An 18,146-nucleotide genomic window follows, 5' to 3' on the forward strand; every position below is an offset into this window, starting at 1 on the left:
GGCACCGTGGAGCCATGGACGCCAACCAACCCGTCGCCGGTGCCGTGCCGCTCGAGGTTCTCGAGGTGCCCGAGTGCTGGGCGCTGCTGCGCGAGCAGCCGGTCGGGAGGCTGGCCGTCCTGCACGACGGCCGGCCGGACATCTTCCCCGTCAACTTCGTGGTCGACCACGGCAGCCTGGTCTTCCGCACCGGGTCGGGCACCCTCTTCGCCAGCGCCGCGGGGTCGTGGGTGGCGTTCGAGGTCGACGGGTATGCCGCCGAGGAGGGCAGGGCCTGGAGCGTCGTCGTGCGTGGCCGCGCGCGGGAGGTCCACGACGTCGACGACATCCTCGACGTGCTGACCCTGCCGCTGCTGCCGTGGCACGCGGGACCCAAGCCACGGCTGGTCCGCATCGAGCCCGACTCGGTGAGCGGTCGCAGGTTCCCGGTGCGGGGCGGCTACCGCGCCACGACCGGGCCGGCCCGGCCGACCGAGTGAGGGCCGTCGACCTCGCGGCCCTAGAGCGCCGCCTCGCCGCGCTGCCCGGCCGCCCCCGGGTCGTCGTCAGCGGCAACGCCGCCACCCCGTGGACGGTGGTCGACGCGCTCGACCGGGCCGTCCCGGCATACCGGCTCTGGATGCTCAACGCCGGCGCCGGGGTGCCGGTGCGCGACGGGGTCGTCGCGGAGACCGCCTTCGTCGGGCCGGGGATGCGCCACCACCCGGCCCTGTCCTACCTGCCGTGCCGGCTGTCCATGGCACCGCTCCTGCTGCGGTCGGTGACGCCTCCCGACGTCGTCGTGGTGCACTGCGCGCCGCCGGAGGCCGGCCGGCTCAGCCTCGGCACCGAGGTGAACGTCCTGCCTGCCGCCGTGGAGGCCTGCCGTGCCCGCGGGGGGCTCGTCGTGGCGGTGGTGAACCGGTACATGCCGTTCACGTACGGCGACGCCGAGCTGGACGTGGAGGCGGTCGACCTCGCGGTGGAGGTCGACGCCCCGCTGCCGACGCCCGTGCGGGCCGTGCCCGACGAGGCGAGCCGGCTCGTGGCAGAGCGGGTCTCTGCGCGGGTGGAGGACGGCGCCACGGTGCAGATGGGCATCGGTGCCGTGCCGGACTGCGTGGTCGCGGGGCTGACGGCGCGCCGGCGGCTCGGGGTCTGGACCGAGATGTTCTCCGACGGGCTGCTGTCGCTGCACGCCTCCGGGGCCCTCGACCCCGACCGCGAGGTCACCGCGTCGTTCTGCTTCGGCTCGCCCGAGCTCTACGACCACGTGGACCACAACCGGGCCATCAGGATGCTGCGCACCGAGCGCACCAACGACCCGGCGAGGATCGCCGCGAACCCGGCCATGGTCAGCATCAACACCGCGTTGGAGGTCGACCTCTACGGGCAGGTCAACGCCTCCCGGGTCGGCGGCCGGATCCACTCCGGGTACGGCGGTCAGACCGACTTCATCGTCGGGGCCCTGCACTCGCCCGGAGGCCAGGCGTTGATCGCGCTGCGCAGCTGGCACCCGCGTGCCGACGTGTCGACGATCGTGCCGCTGCTCGACGAGCCGGTGACGTCGTTCCAGCCGAGCGCGGTGCTCACCGAGCACGGGGTGGCGCCGCTGTTCGGGTGCGACCAGCAGGCGCAGGCCAGGGCCCTGATCGAGCACACCGCCCACCCACGGGTGCGCGACGAGCTGTGGGAGGAGGCGCGGGCCCTCGGCCTGGCCACCTGACTGCACGCGGGGAGCGGAGCGTCCGCCCCCGGGAGTGTTCGAAGGGTTTGACGCCCCGGGAGGCGCCAAACCCTTCAAAGACCCGTGTATGCCGCGTGCCGGGCCGCGTCAGCTGCCGCGGAGCAGCTCCTCGAACGGGACCGGGTCGGCGAACTCGTCCGGCCGCTCGCGGTGCCGGCCCTGCCCGGAGACCAGGTCGGCGAGTTCGCCCGCAGCCACCTGGACCCGGCGCGCCAGTCCGCCGTCGACGGTGCCGCTGGAGCCCCAGTCCTCCGACGCCGCGAACACCGCAGTCGGCACGGTGACGGCCTTGAGGTAGGTGAACACCGGCCGCATCGCGTGCTCGAGCACCAGGGAGTGCCGAGCCGTGCCCGCGGTCGCGGCGAGCAGCACGGGGGTCCCGCGCAGCGAGCCGTCGTCGAGCACGTCGACGAAGGTCTTGAACAGCCCGCTGAACGAGCCCTGGTAGACCGGCGTCACCGCGATGACGGCGTCAGCCGCCGCGACGGAGTCCAGCGCGGCCCGAAGGTCGCCGGTGGCGAACCCGGTGAGCAGCGTCGAGGCCAGCGCCTGGGCGTGGTCGCGCAGCTCGACGACCTCGACCTGCGACTCGACCCCGCGCTCGAGCAGCGCGTCCCGGGTGGCCTCGGCGAGCCGGTCGCCGAGCAGGCGCGTCGAGGACGGCTGCCCGAGACCGGCCTGGATGACCACGACCCGACGGGGGGTGGTGGACGTGGTCATCAGGCCACCTCCTCGGCGGTGAGCCCGGTGACCTCATCGACGCCGTGGACCGTGAGGTCACGGGCGCCACCGGCGGCCGCCACGCGAGAGGCGTGGGTGGGGGCGTCGGGCACGTGGGCCGGCTTGCGGGCCGCGGCGATCCGCCGCAGCTCGGGCACGACCTGGGTGCCGAGGATCTCCACCTGCTCCAGCACGGTCTCGTGGGGGAGCCCGGCGTGGTCGATGAGGAACAGCTGGCGCTGGTAGTCGCCCACCTCGTCGGCCATCGCGGCATACCGCTCGATGACCTGCTGCGGCGAACCCACGGTGAGCGGCGTCTCCCGGCTGAACTCCTCCAGCGACGGCCCGTGCCCGTAGACCGGGGCGTTGTCGAAGTACGGCCGGAACTCGCGGACGGCGTCCTGGCTGTTGGGGCGCATGAACACCTGCCCACCGAGGCCGACGATCGCCTGGTCGGCCTGCCCGTGCCCGTAGTGCTCGAACCGGCGGCGGTACAGCGCGACCATCTGCTTCGTGTGGCTCATCGGCCAGAAGATGTTGTTGTGGAAGAAGCCGTCGCCGTAGTAGGCGGCCTGCTCCGCGATCTCGGGGGAGCGGATCGAGCCGTGCCAGACGAACGGCGCGACGCCGTCGAGCGGGCGCGGCGTGGAGGTGAAGGACTGCAGCGGCGTGCGGTACTTGCCGGACCAGGTGACGTTCTCCTCGGTCCACAGCCGGCGCAGCAGCGCGTAGTTCTCCACGGCCAGCGGGATGCCGTCGCGGATGTCCTTGCCGAACCACGGGTAGACCGGGCCGGTGTTGCCGCGGCCCATCATGAGGTCGACGCGGCCGTCGGCGAGGTGCTGCAGGTAGGCGTAGTCCTCGGCGAGGCGCACCGGGTCGTTGGTCGTGATGAGGGTCGTCGCGGTCGACAGGACGATCCGCGAGGTGCGGGCGGCGATGTTCGCCAGCAACACCGGCGGGTTGGCCGGGGCGGCGAAAGGCGGGTTGTGGTGCTCACCCGTGGCGAAGACGTCGAGGCCCACCTGCTCGGCGCGGACGGCGAGCTCGACGGTGTTTTTGATCCGCTCGTTCTCGCTCAGCGTGCGACCGGTCGTGGGGTCCTGGGTGACGTCCCCGACGGTGAAGATGCCGAACTGCATGGTGCTCGCGCTCCTGACTGGTTCTCGCTAGGTAGTTGCGATTTCAACTACCTTAACGGAGGGGTGGGACGGCCTATTCCGCCGGGGCGGCTGCCAGGCCGGTGCACGCCCGGGCCTGCGTCCACAGGGACTGCAGGCGCCTGCTGTCCGCCGTTGCCGGCACCCGGGGTATGCCGTCGGTGCCGATGAGCATGGGCGTCCAGACGGCCCTGCGCACGGCACTGGTGTCGGTGCGCCGCGTGCCCTTCGCCGCGGCGACGTCGACCGAGAGCGTGAGCACGCCCGAGCGCGAGTCGGGCTCGCGGCTGCGCCACCAGACGAAGTTGCCCAGGCCGAAGTCGACGTAGGACCGGCCGAGCCAGCCCGCGCCGTTGACCCGGTGGGAGTGGCCGCCCACGACGATGTCCGCACCGGCCTGCTCGAGCACGCGGGCCGTGTCGGTGGAGAGCCGGTCGGGGCACTGCTGGTAGTCGGTGCCCCAGTGCAGGAAGACGACCACGAGGTCGTACCGTCGCGACGCCCGCTCGACCGCCTGCCGGATCCGGGTCGTCGGCATGCTCGAGGCGATGCCGGCTTTGCCAGGGCCGGCGGAGTACCGGGCGAGGGTCATCTCGTAGACCTGCGAGACCCCGAACACCGCGACCGTCAGGCCCTTGGCGCGCAGGACGGCCGGGGCGAAGGCCTCGTCCTCGTCCCTGCCGATGCCCACCACGGGGATCGGGCTCGTCCGCCTGGCGGCGAGGGTGTCCTGCAGCCCGACCGGTCCGTAGTCGACGCCGTGGTTGTTGGCCATGCTCACGGCGTCGATGCCCGCACCCGCCACCGTCTCCAGGGCCGAGGCCGGTGCGCGGAAGTGGAACTCCTTGCCGATCTTCGTGCCCCGCTCGGTGATCGCGGTCTCGAGGTTCGCGACGGCGAGGTCGGCTGCGCCCAGCGACGACCGCAGCTCGGCGAGCCCCTCGGGGTCGCGGGCGAGGGGCGCGAGGTGGTCCTCGAAGTGGATGTCCCCGGCGAACGCCAGGGTGAGCGTCCCCGGGTCGGACGCCGCGCCCCGGGCAGCGGGGGTCGTGGCACCCCGGGCGGCCGTGGAGGTCCCGGACGCGCCGGGGATGCCGGGTGTCGTGGTGGCCCTCGGGCGCGCCGTGGCGGTGCCGGGCGTGGCGGTCGGCCCGCCCGCTGCCGGGCCCTGCCCGTCGGCGGCCGTCGAGCACCCCGCGGCGAGGAGCAGGCACAGGGCGGTCGCCGTGCCGGGCAGCAAGGGGCGCATGGGCGCCGAGTGTAGGTCGAGCCTAGGATCGCCGACGTGGAGGCGCCAGCGTCGGGGCACGCCCGGTTCGGGTCGCTGCTGGCCACCCGGCCCGTCGAGGTCCGGCGGGAGGTCTCCCGCCTCGACCGGGGCTTCTGGGCGCTCGTCGTCACCTTCGAGGGCGAGGTCACGGCGGTGCGCTTCGCCGACGTCGACCGTGACGCCGCTCCGCCCGCCCCGGTGCCGTGGGCTCCGCTGGACCGGGAGTGGGGCACGAGCCTGGACCACGCGGCATACCTCGCCGGCGTGCGGGAGGTGCGCGAGCGGATCGCCGCCGGGACGGTGTACCAGGTCAACCTCTGCCGCGTGCTGTCCCACGTGCTGCCCGAGGACGCCGACCTCGACGGGCTCGCGCAGCTGCTCTCGCGCGGCAACCCGGCCCCGCACGCCGGGCGGGTGCACGTGCCGGACGCGGGGCTCGACGTCGTCTGTGCCAGCCCCGAGGCGTACCTCCTGCGCGACGGCGACCGGCTCGAGTCGCGCCCCATCAAGGGCACGGCCGTCACGCTCGAGGCCATGCTCCCCAAGGACTTCGCCGAGAACGTCATGATCGTCGACCTCGTGCGCAACGACCTGTCGCACGTCTGCCGCGAGGGCACCGTCCGGGTCGACGCGCTCTGCCGGGCCGAGGAGCACCCCGGACTGGTGCACCTCGTCTCGGCCGTGACCGGCGAGCTGCGCCCGGGCCTCGGGTGGGACGACGTCCTGGCCGCGACCTTCCCGCCGGGCTCGGTGTCCGGTGCCCCGAAGCACACCGCCCTGCAGGCCATCGCCGACCTCGAGCCCGCGACGCGTGGCCCGTACTGCGGCGCGGTCGGCTGGGTCGACGGCGACGCCGGACGGGCGGAACTCGCGGTCGGCATCCGGTCGTTCTGGGCAGACCGGGACGAGGACGGTCGCCGGTGGCTGCGGTTCGGGGCCGGTGCGGGCATCACGTGGGGGTCGGACCCCGAGCAGGAATGGGTGGAGACCCAGGTGAAGTCCCGACGGCTGGTGGGTCTGGCGTCTGGAAGGGTGGAGGCATGAGCAACGAGCCGAGGGTGTGGGTCAACGGCAGGCTGACCGGCGTCGACGAACCGTCGATCGCGGCGCTCGACCACGGGGTGACGGTGGGGGACGGGGCGTTCGAGACGGCGAAGGTCGACCGCGGGCAGGTGTTCGCGGCGACCCGTCACGCGCGCCGGCTCGACCGGACGCTGGCGGGGCTGGGGCTGCCGCCGGCCGACCACGACTACATCGCCGAGGGGGTGAAGGCGGTCCTCGGCTCCGGTCCGCAGATCGAGTTCGGGCGCCTGCGCTACTCGGTCACCGGGGGAGCGGGGCCGCTGGGCTCCGACCGCGACTCCAGCCCCCTGACCTACATCGTCACCGCCGGCGCGCAGCCCCGGCCACCGGCCAGCGCCTCGGTCGCGGTGGTCCCGTGGGTCCGCAACGAGCGGTCCGCTGTCGCCGGCCTCAAGACGACCTCGTATGCCGAGAACGTCGTCGCGCTCGCGTACGCCAAGGAGCGCGGCGCGATCGAGGCGGTCTTCGGCAACACCCGGGGTGAGCTGTGCGAGTGCACCGGCTCCAACGTCTTCGTCGTCGTCGACGGGGTCGTCATCACCCCGCCGCTGGAGTCGGGCTGCCTGGCCGGCATCACGCGCGAGGTCACCATCGAGTGGTGCCGGGAGGACGGCATGGACGTCCGGGAGCAGACCCTCCCGCTGGAGGTGCTGCGCGACGCCGACGAGGTGTTCATCACCAGCTCCACCAAGGACGTCCTGGCCGTCCACGCCGTCGACGAGCGCGCCCTCGAGCCGGGCCCGGTGACGGCGCGTGCGGCAGCCGTCTTCGCCCGTCTCTCCGCGGAGCGGGTCGACCCGTGACCGGCCAGCAGCCGCCGTCGCAGCTCCAGCCGGGCGAGCGCGAGAGCACGGAGCAGGAGGAGGACGACGACTGGGCGTGGCGCCGTCGCATCCGCTCGAACCCGCACAGCTACCGCATCTACCGCTGGGTGGTCGGCATCGTCGGCACGCTCGTCACGCTCGGTGGGCTCGTCGCGGTGCCGGCGCCGGGGCCGGGCTGGCTGATCGTCTTCGTCGGCGTCGGGATCCTCGCCTCGGAGTTCGAGTGGGCCCAGCGCCTGCTGCACTGGGGACGCGCCCGGCTGGACGACTGGAACGCCTGGCTGGCGCCGAAGCCGTGGTGGTTCAAGGGTCTCGTCGGCCTCGCCACGCTCGTGCTGGTGCTCGCGATCTTCTACGGGCTGTTCCTGCTCTCCGGTGTGCCCGGCTTCTTCCCCGACCTCATCGAGGAGCGCCTGACCCGCCTGCCCGGCCTCGGCTGACCGCGCTGCCGGCCCCGGATTTCACGCCGGGGCGGGGGTGCGGCTATTCTTCGGCGAGCCCGCAAGGGCGCTGGACGTGTAGCTCAGTTGGTTAGAGCGTTCGCTTCACACGCGAGAGGCCAGGGGTTCGAGTCCCTTCACGTCCACCACCCGCACGACACCCGGACCCATCTCCCGACGGAGGTGGGTCTGCGCGTTTCTGGGGTCCCGCGTGACGTGCCCCCGTGGTGCCGTGGGAGCAGGAGGGGAACGACCATGACCCAGCACCGCGACCACCGCAGCATCGTCCACCCGCCCCGCGCCACGGCGCCTCCGACGCTCGGAGCCGTCCCCCCGCTGCCGGCCCCGCGCCTGCTCGTGCAGGGTGCCGGCGACGGGCTGAGCCTGCGGCACGCGGAGCCGCGGTGAACCCGCGCCGGCCGACCTCCCGGCATACGATCGAGCCGTGGAGCAGGCAACCGGCGCGACCGTCACCACGATCCACGTCCACCCCACCAAGGGGGAGCCGGGGCTGGAGCTGTCGAGGGTCGAGGTCGGGCCCGAGGGACTGCACGGCGACCGGCCCAAGAAGGCGGCCGTCATGGTGCTCTCCGCCGACGACACGACCGGCGCCCGGGCGAACCTCGTGGTGACCCTGCCGCCGCAGGCGCTCTCGGCCGCGGTCGGGGGAGTCCTGCGCGTGGGGAGCGTGGAGCTCGAGGTCACCGGCCCCGCCGGCAGCTGCCCCGGTGTGTATGCCGCGGTGCGCCGCCCCGGCACGGTCTCGGTGGGCGACCCGGCGGTCGTGGTGGAGCGGGTGGCGGGGGCCGCCGACACGGCCGACGTGTCCAGTGGCACAGGGGAACCCGCGTGACGGCCGCCGAGGGGACGGCATAGGGTCGGCGCGTGGGTTCGGACGTCGAGGTGGGGCAGGGGCAGCGCGCCCGGGACGCGGGCGACCCCCGCACAGCCCACGACCGCGCGGTCCAGCGGCTGGTCGCCAGCTACCACGCCATCCCTGCGGGTGCTCCCGTGCGGCTGGCCAAGAAGACCTCCAACCTTTTCCGCGCCAGGGCGGCCACGTCGGCCCCCGGCCTGGACGTGAGCGGACTCGGCGGCGTCATCGGCATCGACCCCGTCGCGCGCACGGCCGATGTCCAGGGCATGTGCACCTACGAGGACCTCGTCGACGCCACCGTGCCGCACGGGCTCGTCCCGCTCGTCGTGCCGCAGCTCAAGACGATCACCCTCGGCGGGGCCGTCACGGGCCTCGGCATCGAGTCGACGTCGTTCCGCTCCGGCCTGCCGCACGAGTCGGTCCTCGAGATGGACGTGCTCACCGGTGCCGGCGAGGTCGTCACCGCCCGTCCCGAGGGCGAGCACGCAGACCTGTTCCACGCCTTCCCGAACTCCTACGGCACCCTCGGCTACGCCACCCGGCTGCGGATCGAGCTCGAGCCGGTCGAGCCGTGGGTCGAGCTGCGGCACGTGCGCTTCCACGACCTGGAGTCGCTGGTGGCGGTGATCGGCGACATCGCCGCGAGCGGTGAGCACGACGGGGTGGTCGTGGACTACCTCGACGGCGTCGTCTTCTCCGCCACCGAGGCCTACCTCACCCTCGGCCGGCGCACGGCCGCCCCCGGTCCGGTGAGCGACTACACCGGCCAGCAGGTCTACTACCGCTCGATCCAGCACGACTCCCCGGTGCCGAAGGTGGACCGGCTCACCACCTACGACTACCTCTGGCGCTGGGACACCGACTGGTTCTGGTGCAGCCGCGCGTTCGGCGCCCAGGACCCGCGGATCCGCAGGCTCTGGCCCCGCCGCTACCGCCGGAGCTCGTTCTACTGGAAGCTGATCGCCCTCGACCACCGCTACGACATCGCCGACCGGCTCGAGGCGCGCAAGGGCCGTCCGCCGCGCGAGCGCGTGGTCCAGGACGTCGAGGTGCCGCTGGGCCGCACGGCCGAGTTCCTGCACTGGTTCCTGCGCGAGGTCCCGATCGAGCCGATCTGGTTGTGCCCCGTACAGACCCGCGGCAGCTGGCCGCTGTACCCGCTGCAGCCCGGCGAGCTCTACGTCAACGTCGGCTTCTGGTCCAGCGTCCCGCGCGACCCGTCCGACCCCGGACACACCAACCGCCTGGTCGAGGACGAGGTCACCCGCCTCGACGGGCACAAGTCGCTCTACTCCGACGCGTACTACGACGAGGAGACCTTCTGGCGGCTCTACGGCGGTGACGACTACGGGGGCGTGAAGCAGCGCTACGACCCCGACTCCCGGCTCCTCGACCTCTACTCCAAGGCGGTGCGACGCAAGTGACGATCCTCAAGACCAACCGGCACGACACCGCGACGGCGGAGCGCCTCTCCATGGCGCAGATCCTCGACGCGGTCACCCGCGGCGAGGTCCCGCTGCGGTTCACGGCATACGACGGCTCGGCCACGGGCCCCGAGGACGCGCCCTACGGGCTGCACCTCAAGAACCCGCGCGGCGCGAGCTACATCGCCACGGCCCCCGGCGACCTCGGCATGGCGCGCGCGTACGTCGCGGGCGACCTCGACCTGCACGGCGTCCACCCCGGTGACCCGTACCCGCTGCTCGCCGCCATGGGCGACCTGCACTTCGCGCTGCCGTCCCCGCGCACGGCGGCCGCGATCGCCCGCTCCCTCGGCGTCGACCTGCTCAAGCCGCCGCCGCCCCCGCCGCAGGAGGCCCTGCCGCGGTGGCGCCGGGTCGCAGAGGGCCTGCGGCACAGCAAGACCCGCGACGCCGAGGCGATCCACCACCACTACGACGTCTCCAACCGGTTCTACGAGATGGTCCTCGGGCCGTCGATGACCTACACCTGCGCCTGCTTCCCGACCGAGGACGCGACGCTGGAGGAGGCGCAGGAGAACAAGTACCGCCTCGTCTTCGACAAGCTGCACCTCAAGGAGGGCGACCGCCTCCTCGACATCGGGTGCGGCTGGGGCGGGATGGTCCGGTATGCCGCGCGGCGAGGCGTGCGCGTCATCGGCGCCACCCTGTCGCGCGAGCAGGCGCAGTGGGCGCAGGAGGCCATCCGCCGCGAGGGCCTGCAGGACCTGGCCGAGGTGCGGTTCAGCGACTACCGCGACATCCCGGAGACGGGCTTCGACGCGGTGTCCTCGATCGGCCTGACCGAGCACATCGGCGTGAAGAACTACCCGTCGTACTTCCGCTTCATCAAGTCCCGGCTGCGTCCCGGCGGGCTGCTGCTCAACCACTGCATCACCCGGCCCGACAACAAGCGGACGTCGACCGGCGCGTTCATCGACCGGTACGTCTTCCCCGACGGCGAGCTCACCGGGTCGGGCACGATCATCGCCTCGATCCAGGACATCGGGATGGAGGTCAGGCACGAGGAGAACCTGCGCGAGCACTACGCGAAGACCCTCGCGGGCTGGTGCGCCTACCTGGAGCAGAACTGGGACGAGTGCGTCGCCGAGGTCGGCGAGGCCACCGCTCGCGTGTGGGGCCTGTACATGGCCGGGTCGCGGCTCGGGTTCGACCGCAACGTCGTCCAGCTGCACCAGGTGCTGGCGGTCAAGCTCGGCGACAAGGGCGACGCGGGCCTCCCACTGCGCCCGTGGTGGCAGGCCTGAGGCCGGCACCGCAGGCCTGAAGAGAGGGCGTCCGCCGTGGAGCAACGCGTCTCGCTGGTGACGCTCGGCGTCCGGGACCTCGGGCGCGCCCGCGCGTTCTACGAGGCGCTCGGTTGGCGCCGCGGCGACGACAACGACGACGTCGTGTTCTTCCAGTGCGGCGGCCTGGTGGTGGCCCTGTGGTCGCGGGCAGAGCTCGCGGCCGACTCGACCGTCGAGGACGGCGGTGGCTGGGGCGGCGTGACGCTCGCGCTCAACCTCCGCTCCCCGCAGGAGGTGGACGACACCCTCGCCGAGGCTGCCGCCGCGGGCGGCACCATCGGGCGCGCGGGCGCAGAGACCTTCTGGGGTGGCTACTCGGGTGTGTTCGTCGACCCCGACGGGCACCCGTGGGAGGTCGCGCACAACCCGTTCTGGACCGTCACCGACGACGGCCGGACCCTCCTGCGCCCCGAGGGCTGACGCGCGGCCGGCCCGGGTCAGGCCGCCGCTGCGACGATCGCCGCGAGCTCGGCACGGGAGGGGCCCTCGTCGACAGGTGGCCGCCAACCGGTCGCCAGCAGTCGCCGCACGGGCTCCTGCAGGGGGTCCAGGCTTGCCGGGCCCTCTGCCATCGAGAGGTAGGGCAGGGCCGTCGCGCGCAGGTCGCGCAAGGGCCCGTCCACCGCTGCGAGGAGCACGTCGGACGACAGCCGTCCACCGAGGTCGACGTCGCGGCCGGACCACCGGTCCCGCGTCGAGCGGTCCATCGCCACGTGGTCCTCGACCCAGGGACGCATCGACGTCTCGCACCAGGCGTCGAACTGCTCGCCGAGCTCCACCGGGTCCTCGACACCGTCGTCGACGAGGGCGAGGAGCGCCCGCGCCTGCATCAGGCTGGTCGTGATGCCGCGCCCGAAGATGGGCGTGGTCGTGCAGACGCTGTCGCCGACGAACACGAGGCCCGGCAGGGCGAGACGGCCGTGGGGACCGCGCTGGCTGCGGTACCAGTTCACGAGGTTGCCGCCCGGCAGGACGGACGTGATCGGCCTGGACCGCTCAGGATCGGTCCAGGCTGCGAGTCCCGGGATCGCGGCCGCGGCGGCGTCGAACGCGCGGTCGTGGGCCAGGCCGACCAGCTCACGAGTGTGGGTGGGGCGGATGAGCAGGACCGAGAAGATGCCGTGCTCGTGGGTGAACAGCAGCACCTGGTACCCGTCCGGGTCCGCGGCCCAGACGATCGGGTTGAGCAGGGGGCCGGGCTCCGCACCCGGAAGGAGCTGGTACTGCCGGTCCACGTAGGCGATCCCGCAGCTTCCGCCGGTGGTCGGCGTCTCCCGCAGGTCGCGGGTGACCCGTCCCGACCGGCCGGAGGCGTCGAGGACGAGATCGCACGGGAGGGTCGCCCCGTCCACGACCAGGCCGGTCGCCCGACCGTCCGTGGTGACCACGCCGTCCACGTGGCCCCGCCTCACATCGAGCCCCGGCTCCCGCACGGCGACCGAGCGCAGCGCGCGCTCGAACGTCATCCGGCGTGACTTGGTGCCGATGAGGACCGGCTCGGTGCTGTCGGAGGGCAGGGTCACCGGCTCGGCGCCCAGGCTCAGCCAGGCGGCATACGCCTCGGGCACCTCGGCGAGCAGGGCCGCCGTGACCGGCGGCCGGAAACCGTGCGCGTGGTGGAACTGCATGACGCCCCGTCGCGGCCAGGTGCCGTCCACGGCGGGTCCGGGGTCGCGATCAACGGCGGTGACGCGGTGGCCCCGCCGGGCGAGTGCGACGCCCAGGAAGAGGCCGGTCGGCCCGGCGCCGATGATGCCGACGTCCACCGCCCAAGGATGGACCTGCGACGAGCTGGCTGCCTCCCGCAGGCGGACGAGTCCCGGGGTGGACCTGCGCAGGATCCGTGTCGTCGGGCCCCGGCAGGCCCCGAGCGGTCCCTGTCCGCCGGTCAGGCTGTCTGTGTCAGCTCGGTGGCCAGCCAGGTCCCGGGGATGCCGAACGCGTCGACGAGGGTCTGGGCGTGCGGCCGCAGCTGGGCGCAGAGGTCGTTGACCGCGGCCGTGACCTGCTTGCTGCGGGCCGGGGTGATCCGGCCGTGCTCGAGGTACCAGCCCTTGTCCGCCTCGATCATCGACAGCGCGTAGAGGTCGCACACCGAGCCGAGCATGGAGGCAGCGGCGGTGTCCTCGCAGCCGTCGATGGCGGCGACGAACGACTCCAGCACCAGCCGGTCGACGTGCGCCCGTGCCGCCTCCACGACGTGGTCCTGGCAGTCGTTGAAGACGGCGAACAGGTCCGCACCGGGCTTGCCGGCCTTGCGCAGCCGCAGCGCCAGGGTCTCCAGCAGGTGGCGCTCACGGTCCTCGACGAGGGCGAGCTGCCAGCCGCGGTCGGTCGGGCCGTTCTCGCTGTCGCGCCCCGGTGCGGCTGCCACCAGGCGCTGGACCAGCCCACGCGCGGCGGTCCGCTCGAGGACGACGCCGGCGAACTGGCGTGCCCCGAACCGGACCATGCCGAGGGTGTCGAGGTCGCCGAACGCGTCGCGGTAGTCGGTGAGCAGTCCCTTGGCGACGAGCTGCAGCAGGACCGTGTTGTCGCCCTCGAAGGTCGTGAACACGTCCGTGTCCGCCTTGAGGGCCGGAAGCCGGTTGACGGCGAGGTAGCCCGCGCCGCCGCACGCCTCGCGGCAGGCCTGGATGGTGGCGGTGGCGTGCGCCGTCGAGACGGCCTTGAGCCCGGCGGCGCGCGCCTCGAGCTGGCGCTGGTCGTGCTCATCCACGGCCTCGCCCGCGGTCTGCACGTCGTGCATGAACGACACGAGCTGGTTCTGGGCCAGCTGCAGTGCGTAGGACTTCGCCAGCGCCGGCAGCAGCTTGCGCTGGTGCGTCCGGTAGTCCAGCAGCAGGACCTCCTCCTGCGTCTGCGGCGGGCCGAACTGGCGCCGGTGCCCGGCATACGTCACGGCGAGGGCCAGGGCCGTGCGGGTGGCGGCGCCCGCCGCACCGGCGACGCTGATGCGGCCGCGCACGAGGGTGCCGAGCATCGTGAAGAAGCGGCGAGTCGGGTTGGTGATGGGGGAGGAGTAGGTGCCGTGCTCGTCGATGTCGCCGTAGCGGTCGAGCAGGTTGGTCCGGGGCACGCGCACGTGGTCGAACGTGAGCCGCCCGTTGTCGACGCCGGGCAGGCCCGCCTTGGCGCCGCAGTCGCCGATCGTGACCCCCGGCATCGGCGCACCCGACTCGTCGCGGATCGGCACGAGCACGCAGTGCACCCCGTGGGTCTGCTCGCCGGTGACCAGCTGCGCGAAGACCGCGGCCATGCGGCCGTCCCGCGCCGCCCCGCCGATGTAGTCCTTGCGCGCCGCCGGGCTGGGCGTGTGCACGACGAGCTCGTCGGTGTCGGGGTCGTAGGTCGCCGTCGTCCCGAGCGACTGCACGTCCGAACCGTGGCCCGTCTCCGTCATCGCGAAGCAGCCGGGCAGGGTGCCGTCGATGATCGAGGGCAGGTATGCCGCGTGGTGCCGCTCGGTGCCGAGGTTCGCCACCGCGCCACCGAACAGGCCCCAGTGGACGCCGGCCTTCACCATCGTCGACAGGTCGGCGTGGCCGAGCATCTCGAACGCGGTGACCGAGCCGCCCAGGTCGCCGTTGCCCCCGGCCTCCTTGGGGAAGCCGCGGGCGGGGTGACCGGTCGCCGCGATGTGCTGCACCTGCTCGGCGACCCGGGCGCGGTACTGCTCCATCGTGAGCTCCTCGCGCGGCGGGGCGAACCGCTCGGGGTCGGGGTCGTCGCGCAGCTCCTGCTTGATCGCTGCCCACCGCCCGTCGAGGACGCGGCGCAGCTCGGTCGTGAGGTCGGTCATCGTGGCTCCTGCGAGGTCCAGGCGGACGCCAGTCCGCTCCAGGCGAGGTCGGTCAGGTGGTCGGTGAGCTCGTCCCGCGGCATCGACCCCGGGCTCGTCAGCCACTGGTCGGCCGCAGCCCTGACCATGCCGACGAGCCCGGCGGCCCACACCGCCGCCGCCCGGTCGTCGCGACCGGCGGCCCGCAGCGCCCCGGCGACCACGGTCGCCAGCCGGGCGGCGATGTGGCTGGTCACGGGGCCGGCCGGGTCGCCGCCCGCGGGGACGTCGAGCAGGGGAGCGGTGACGACGAAGCGGTAGACCTCAGGGTCGCGCTCGACGAGCCGCAGGTAGGAGTCGATCGCGGCGGCGATGAGAGCCCGCGGCGAGGCCTCGACGTCGGCCAGGTCCTCGCCGCTCGAGGCGCCGAGGACTCGCTCGAGGTCGCGAAGGATCAGGGCGTCGACGCTCTCGCACACCGCGGCGTACAGGCCCTGGCGGTCGGTGAAGTGGCGGTAGACGACGGTCTTGGACGTGCCGGCCGTGGCGGCGATCTCGTCCATGCCCACCCCCGCGCCGTGCGCCCGGATCGCCCTCAGCGTCGCCTCGACGAGCTCACGCCGGCGAGCGGCGCGGTGGGCGTCCCAGCGGGTGCTGCGGCCGTCCGTGGAGGTGCTCATTCCGGGAACGGTAGCAGGTACTGCGCGTACCTGCTACTGTCGGTATCAGTTAACTGGCGCCGGTCCCGGCGCCGCTCGCCGACCTCCGAGGAGTACCCGTGGCCGCCTCCAGCAGCCCGCGCCGCGCCGCCGTCATCGGCGGTAACCGCATCCCGTTCGCCCGTGCCAACGGTGCCTACGCGCGTGCCTCGAACCAGGACATGCTCACCGCCGCCCTCGAGGGGCTCGTCGCCCGGCACGGCCTGGCGGGGGAGCAGGTGGGCGAGGTGGCGGCGGGCGCCGTGCTCAAGCACAGCCGCGACTTCAACCTCACCCGCGAGTCGGTGCTGGGCTCGAGCCTCGCTCCGACCACCCCGGCCTACGACGTGCAGCAGGCGTGCGGCACCGGCCTCGAGGCGGCGATCCTGGTCGCCAACAAGGTCGCCCTCGGGCAGGTGGACTCGGGCATCGCCGGCGGCACGGACACCGCGTCCGACGCCCCGATCGCCGTCAGCGAGGGCCTGCGCCAGACGCTCCTGGCAGCCAACCGGGCCAAGACCCCCGCGCAGCGGGCCAAGGCCCTGGCCGGCCTGCGCCCCGGGCACCTCGTGCCGGCGATCCCGCAGAACGTCGAGCCCCGCACCGGGCTGTCGATGGGCGAGCACATGGCCCAGACGGCGGCGCAGTGGGGCATCACCCGCGAGGCCCAGGACGAGCTCGCCGCGGCCTCGCACCGCAACCTCGCCGCGGCGTACGAGCGCGGGTTCTTCGACGACCTGATGACCCCGTTCCACGGGCTCACCCGCGACCAGAACCTGAGGGCCGACTCCACGGTGGAGAAGCTCGCGGGCCTCAAGCCGGTCTTCGGCAAGGGCCCCGAGGCCACCATGACGGCGGGCAACTCGACGCCGCTGACCGACGGCGCCTCCGTGGTCCTGCTGGGCAGCGACGAGTGGGCTGCCGAGCGCGGGCTGCCGGTCCTGGCCCACGTCGTCGACGCGCAGACCGCCGCGGTCGACTACGTCACGGGCCACGAGGGCCTGCTCATGGCACCGGCCTACTCGCTCCCCACGCTGCTCGCCCGCCAGGGCATGAAGCTCCAGGACTTCGACCTCGTCGAGATCCACGAGGCGTTCGCCGCGACCGTCCTGGCCACGCTGGCGGCGTGGGAGAGCGAGCAGTTCTGCCGCGAGCGGCTCGGCCTCGACGCACCGATCGGCGAGCTCGACCGGTCGCGCCTCAACGTCAACGGCTCGTCCCTCGCGGCCGGCCACCCGTTCGCGGCCACCGGCGGCCGCATCGTCGCCTCGCTCGCGAAGGCGTTGCACGAGAAGGGTTCCGGCGCACGCGGCCTGATCTCGATCTGTGCCGCGGGCGGCCAGGGCGTCATGGCGATCCTCGAGGCGGCCTGATCATGTCGGGAGTCGACGACGGCGCGAGGACACGAGCGAGGTACGAGCGAGGCCCGCAGCGACGAGGAGATGACCAGTCATGACAGGTGCGTACACGGGGTTCGTGCAGAACCCGATCGGGAGGAAGCTCGCCGCCCAGCTCGGGCTGCCGCGCCCGGTGCGCCTGCGCCGGTATGCCGTGGACGCGCCGCTCGTGGACGGCCCCGTCCTCGTCGGCGGCCTCGGCGAGGCGCCGGTCGCGGCCCGCGTGCGGTCGCTGCTCGAGGCCGAGGGCGTCGAGGCGGTCGAAGAGGTGGCCCCGGGCCGCCGCGTGGGCGCGGTCGTCGCGGACCTCACCGCCGTCGAGGACCCCGCCGACCTCGAGTCGCTGCGCGCGCTGGTCGCCCCGGCACTCAAGGGACTCCAGCCCAGTGGTCGCGTGGTCGTCGTGGGGCGGGACCCGGAGGAGGCCAAGGGCTTCGCCCAGGCCGCTGCCCGCCGTGCCCTCGAGGGCATCACGCGTTCGATCGGCAAGGAGCTGCGGGCGGGTGCCACCGCGAACCTCGTCCTCGTGGCCGACGACGCCGACGCCAACACCGACGCGACTGTCCGCTTCCTTCTGTCCGGCCGCTCGGCATACGTCGACGGTCAGGTGGTCCGCGTCGGCGCGGGCGACCCGACGGAACCCGCGGACTGGCGAGCCCCGCTGGCGGGGAAGGTCGCCGTCGTCACCGGCGCCGCCCGCGGGATCGGGGCGTCCATCGCCGACGTCCTGGCCCGCGACGGCGCCACGGTGGTCTGCGTCGACGTGCCGGCCGCCGGTGACGCGCTGGCCCGCACCGCCAACCGGGTGGGTGGCACCGCCCTGCAGGTCGACGTGACGGGCGAGGACGCCGGTCGTCGCATCCTCGACCACGCGACCAGCCGCCACGGCGGCGTCGACATCGTCGTGCACAACGCGGGCATCACGAGGGACAAGCTGCTGGCCAACATGGACGAGTCGCGCTGGGCCTCCGTCCTCGACGTCAACCTCGGCTCGATCCTGCGCATGAACGAGGTCCTGCTCGGCGACGACGGCGTCCGCAGCGGCGGCCACGTCGTGCTCGTGTCCTCGATCGCCGGGATCGCCGGCAACCGCGGCCAGACCAACTACGCCGCGTCGAAGGCCGGTGTGATCGGCCTCGTCGACGCGCTGGCCGCGGACGACGGCCTGCGCGGCCGCGGCATCACCGTGAACGCGGTCGCCCCGGGCTTCATCGAGACCGAGATGACGGCGAAGGTGCCGTTCGCGACCCGTGAGGTGGGCCGGCTGCTCAACTCGCTCAGCCAGGGCGGTCTGCCCGTCGACGTCGCCGAGACGATCGCGTGGTTCAGCCAGGACGCCAACGCCGGTGTCACGGGGAACGTGGTCCGCGTCTGCGGCCAGAGCCTCCTGGGGGCGTGAC

18 protein-coding genes and 1 tRNA gene are annotated in these 18,146 nt (G+C 73.4%); 13 read left to right on the forward strand and 6 right to left on the reverse strand.

Going from position 1 to position 18,146, the window contains the following annotated elements:
• Positions 1-14: 14 nt before the first annotated feature.
• Together RKE38_RS17295 and RKE38_RS17300 are read left to right on the forward strand one after the other, a co-directional pair.
• Positions 15-479, forward strand: a complete 465-nt coding sequence (locus RKE38_RS17295; protein ID WP_316008713.1) for a pyridoxamine 5'-phosphate oxidase family protein — start codon at positions 15-17, stop codon at positions 477-479.
• Positions 476-1,705, forward strand: coding sequence for an acetyl-CoA hydrolase/transferase family protein (locus tag RKE38_RS17300; protein ID WP_316008714.1), 1,230 nt, complete (start codon positions 476-478; stop codon positions 1,703-1,705). Before RKE38_RS17295 ends, RKE38_RS17300 begins: the two co-directional genes overlap by 4 nt.
• Before the next feature lie 108 nt (positions 1,706-1,813).
• Here RKE38_RS17300 and RKE38_RS17305 read toward each other — a convergent pair whose 3' ends face one another.
• The 3 genes from RKE38_RS17305 to RKE38_RS17315 form a co-directional block, all read right to left on the reverse strand.
• Entirely contained in the window at positions 1,814-2,446 is a 633-nt protein-coding gene (locus RKE38_RS17305; RefSeq protein ID WP_316008715.1) for an FMN reductase, read from the reverse strand.
• On the reverse strand, positions 2,446-3,588 hold the full coding sequence (locus RKE38_RS17310; RefSeq protein WP_316008716.1) for an LLM class flavin-dependent oxidoreductase: 1,143 nt from the start codon (positions 3,586-3,588) through the stop codon (positions 2,446-2,448). Before RKE38_RS17310 ends, RKE38_RS17305 begins: the two co-directional genes overlap by 1 nt.
• Before the next feature lie 73 nt (positions 3,589-3,661).
• A complete protein-coding gene (locus RKE38_RS17315; RefSeq protein WP_316008717.1) occupies positions 3,662-4,855 on the reverse strand; it encodes a CapA family protein in 1,194 nt (397 codons plus the stop codon).
• Positions 4,856-4,891: 36 nt separating this feature from the next.
• On the opposite strand from RKE38_RS17315, the gene RKE38_RS17320 reads away from it, so the two are divergent.
• From RKE38_RS17320 to RKE38_RS17360, 9 genes are all read left to right on the forward strand, one after another.
• A complete protein-coding gene (locus tag RKE38_RS17320) occupies positions 4,892-5,920 on the forward strand; it encodes a chorismate-binding protein (protein WP_316008718.1) in 1,029 nt (342 codons plus the stop codon).
• Positions 5,917-6,762: an aminotransferase class IV gene (locus RKE38_RS17325; RefSeq protein WP_316008719.1), complete on the forward strand. Its 846-nt coding sequence runs from the start codon at positions 5,917-5,919 to the stop codon at positions 6,760-6,762. The genes RKE38_RS17320 and RKE38_RS17325 overlap by 4 nt, the downstream gene beginning before the upstream one ends.
• On the forward strand, positions 6,759-7,223 hold the full coding sequence (locus tag RKE38_RS17330) for a TIGR02611 family protein (RefSeq protein WP_316008720.1): 465 nt from the start codon (positions 6,759-6,761) through the stop codon (positions 7,221-7,223). Before RKE38_RS17325 ends, RKE38_RS17330 begins: the two co-directional genes overlap by 4 nt.
• 72 nt (positions 7,224-7,295) lie before the next feature.
• A tRNA-Val gene (locus RKE38_RS17335) sits at positions 7,296-7,372 on the forward strand.
• A 106-nt stretch (positions 7,373-7,478) separates the two neighbouring features.
• The gene (locus RKE38_RS17340) at positions 7,479-7,631 is read left to right on the forward strand and encodes a hypothetical protein (RefSeq protein ID WP_316008721.1); all 153 of its coding nucleotides are present in this window, start codon (positions 7,479-7,481) and stop codon (positions 7,629-7,631) included.
• 37 nt (positions 7,632-7,668) lie between these two features.
• The gene (locus RKE38_RS17345) at positions 7,669-8,076 is read left to right on the forward strand and encodes a hypothetical protein (RefSeq protein WP_316008722.1); all 408 of its coding nucleotides are present in this window, start codon (positions 7,669-7,671) and stop codon (positions 8,074-8,076) included.
• A 32-nt stretch (positions 8,077-8,108) separates the two neighbouring features.
• Entirely contained in the window at positions 8,109-9,524 is a 1,416-nt protein-coding gene (locus RKE38_RS17350) for an FAD-binding oxidoreductase (RefSeq protein WP_316008723.1), read from the forward strand.
• Entirely contained in the window at positions 9,521-10,828 is a 1,308-nt protein-coding gene (locus tag RKE38_RS17355) for a class I SAM-dependent methyltransferase (RefSeq protein WP_316008724.1), read from the forward strand. The genes RKE38_RS17350 and RKE38_RS17355 overlap by 4 nt, the downstream gene beginning before the upstream one ends.
• A gap of 36 nt (positions 10,829-10,864) precedes the next feature.
• Positions 10,865-11,290: a VOC family protein gene (locus RKE38_RS17360; RefSeq protein ID WP_316008725.1), complete on the forward strand. Its 426-nt coding sequence runs from the start codon at positions 10,865-10,867 to the stop codon at positions 11,288-11,290.
• Between the two features lie 17 nt (positions 11,291-11,307).
• On the opposite strand, the gene RKE38_RS17365 is transcribed toward RKE38_RS17360, so the two are convergent.
• From RKE38_RS17365 to RKE38_RS17375, 3 genes are all read right to left on the reverse strand, one after another.
• Positions 11,308-12,636: an NAD(P)/FAD-dependent oxidoreductase gene (locus RKE38_RS17365; RefSeq protein ID WP_316008726.1), complete on the reverse strand. Its 1,329-nt coding sequence runs from the start codon at positions 12,634-12,636 to the stop codon at positions 11,308-11,310.
• A gap of 122 nt (positions 12,637-12,758) precedes the next feature.
• Positions 12,759-14,672: an acyl-CoA dehydrogenase gene (locus RKE38_RS17370; RefSeq protein WP_316008727.1), complete on the reverse strand. Its 1,914-nt coding sequence runs from the start codon at positions 14,670-14,672 to the stop codon at positions 12,759-12,761.
• Positions 14,669-15,331: a TetR family transcriptional regulator gene (locus RKE38_RS17375; RefSeq protein WP_316008728.1), complete on the reverse strand. Its 663-nt coding sequence runs from the start codon at positions 15,329-15,331 to the stop codon at positions 14,669-14,671. Before RKE38_RS17375 ends, RKE38_RS17370 begins: the two co-directional genes overlap by 4 nt.
• Before the next feature lie 98 nt (positions 15,332-15,429).
• On the opposite strand from RKE38_RS17375, the gene RKE38_RS17380 reads away from it, so the two are divergent.
• Together RKE38_RS17380 and RKE38_RS17385 are read left to right on the forward strand one after the other, a co-directional pair.
• Positions 15,430-16,722, forward strand: coding sequence for an acetyl-CoA C-acetyltransferase (locus tag RKE38_RS17380; RefSeq protein ID WP_316008729.1), 1,293 nt, complete (start codon positions 15,430-15,432; stop codon positions 16,720-16,722).
• 79 nt (positions 16,723-16,801) lie between these two features.
• Entirely contained in the window at positions 16,802-18,145 is a 1,344-nt protein-coding gene (locus RKE38_RS17385) for a 3-oxoacyl-ACP reductase (RefSeq protein ID WP_316008730.1), read from the forward strand.
• Position 18,146 lies beyond the last annotated feature (1 nt).

The sequence above is a fragment of the Phycicoccus sp. M110.8 genome (assembly GCF_032464895.1).
Taxonomy (GTDB): domain Bacteria; phylum Actinomycetota; class Actinomycetes; order Actinomycetales; family Dermatophilaceae; genus Pedococcus.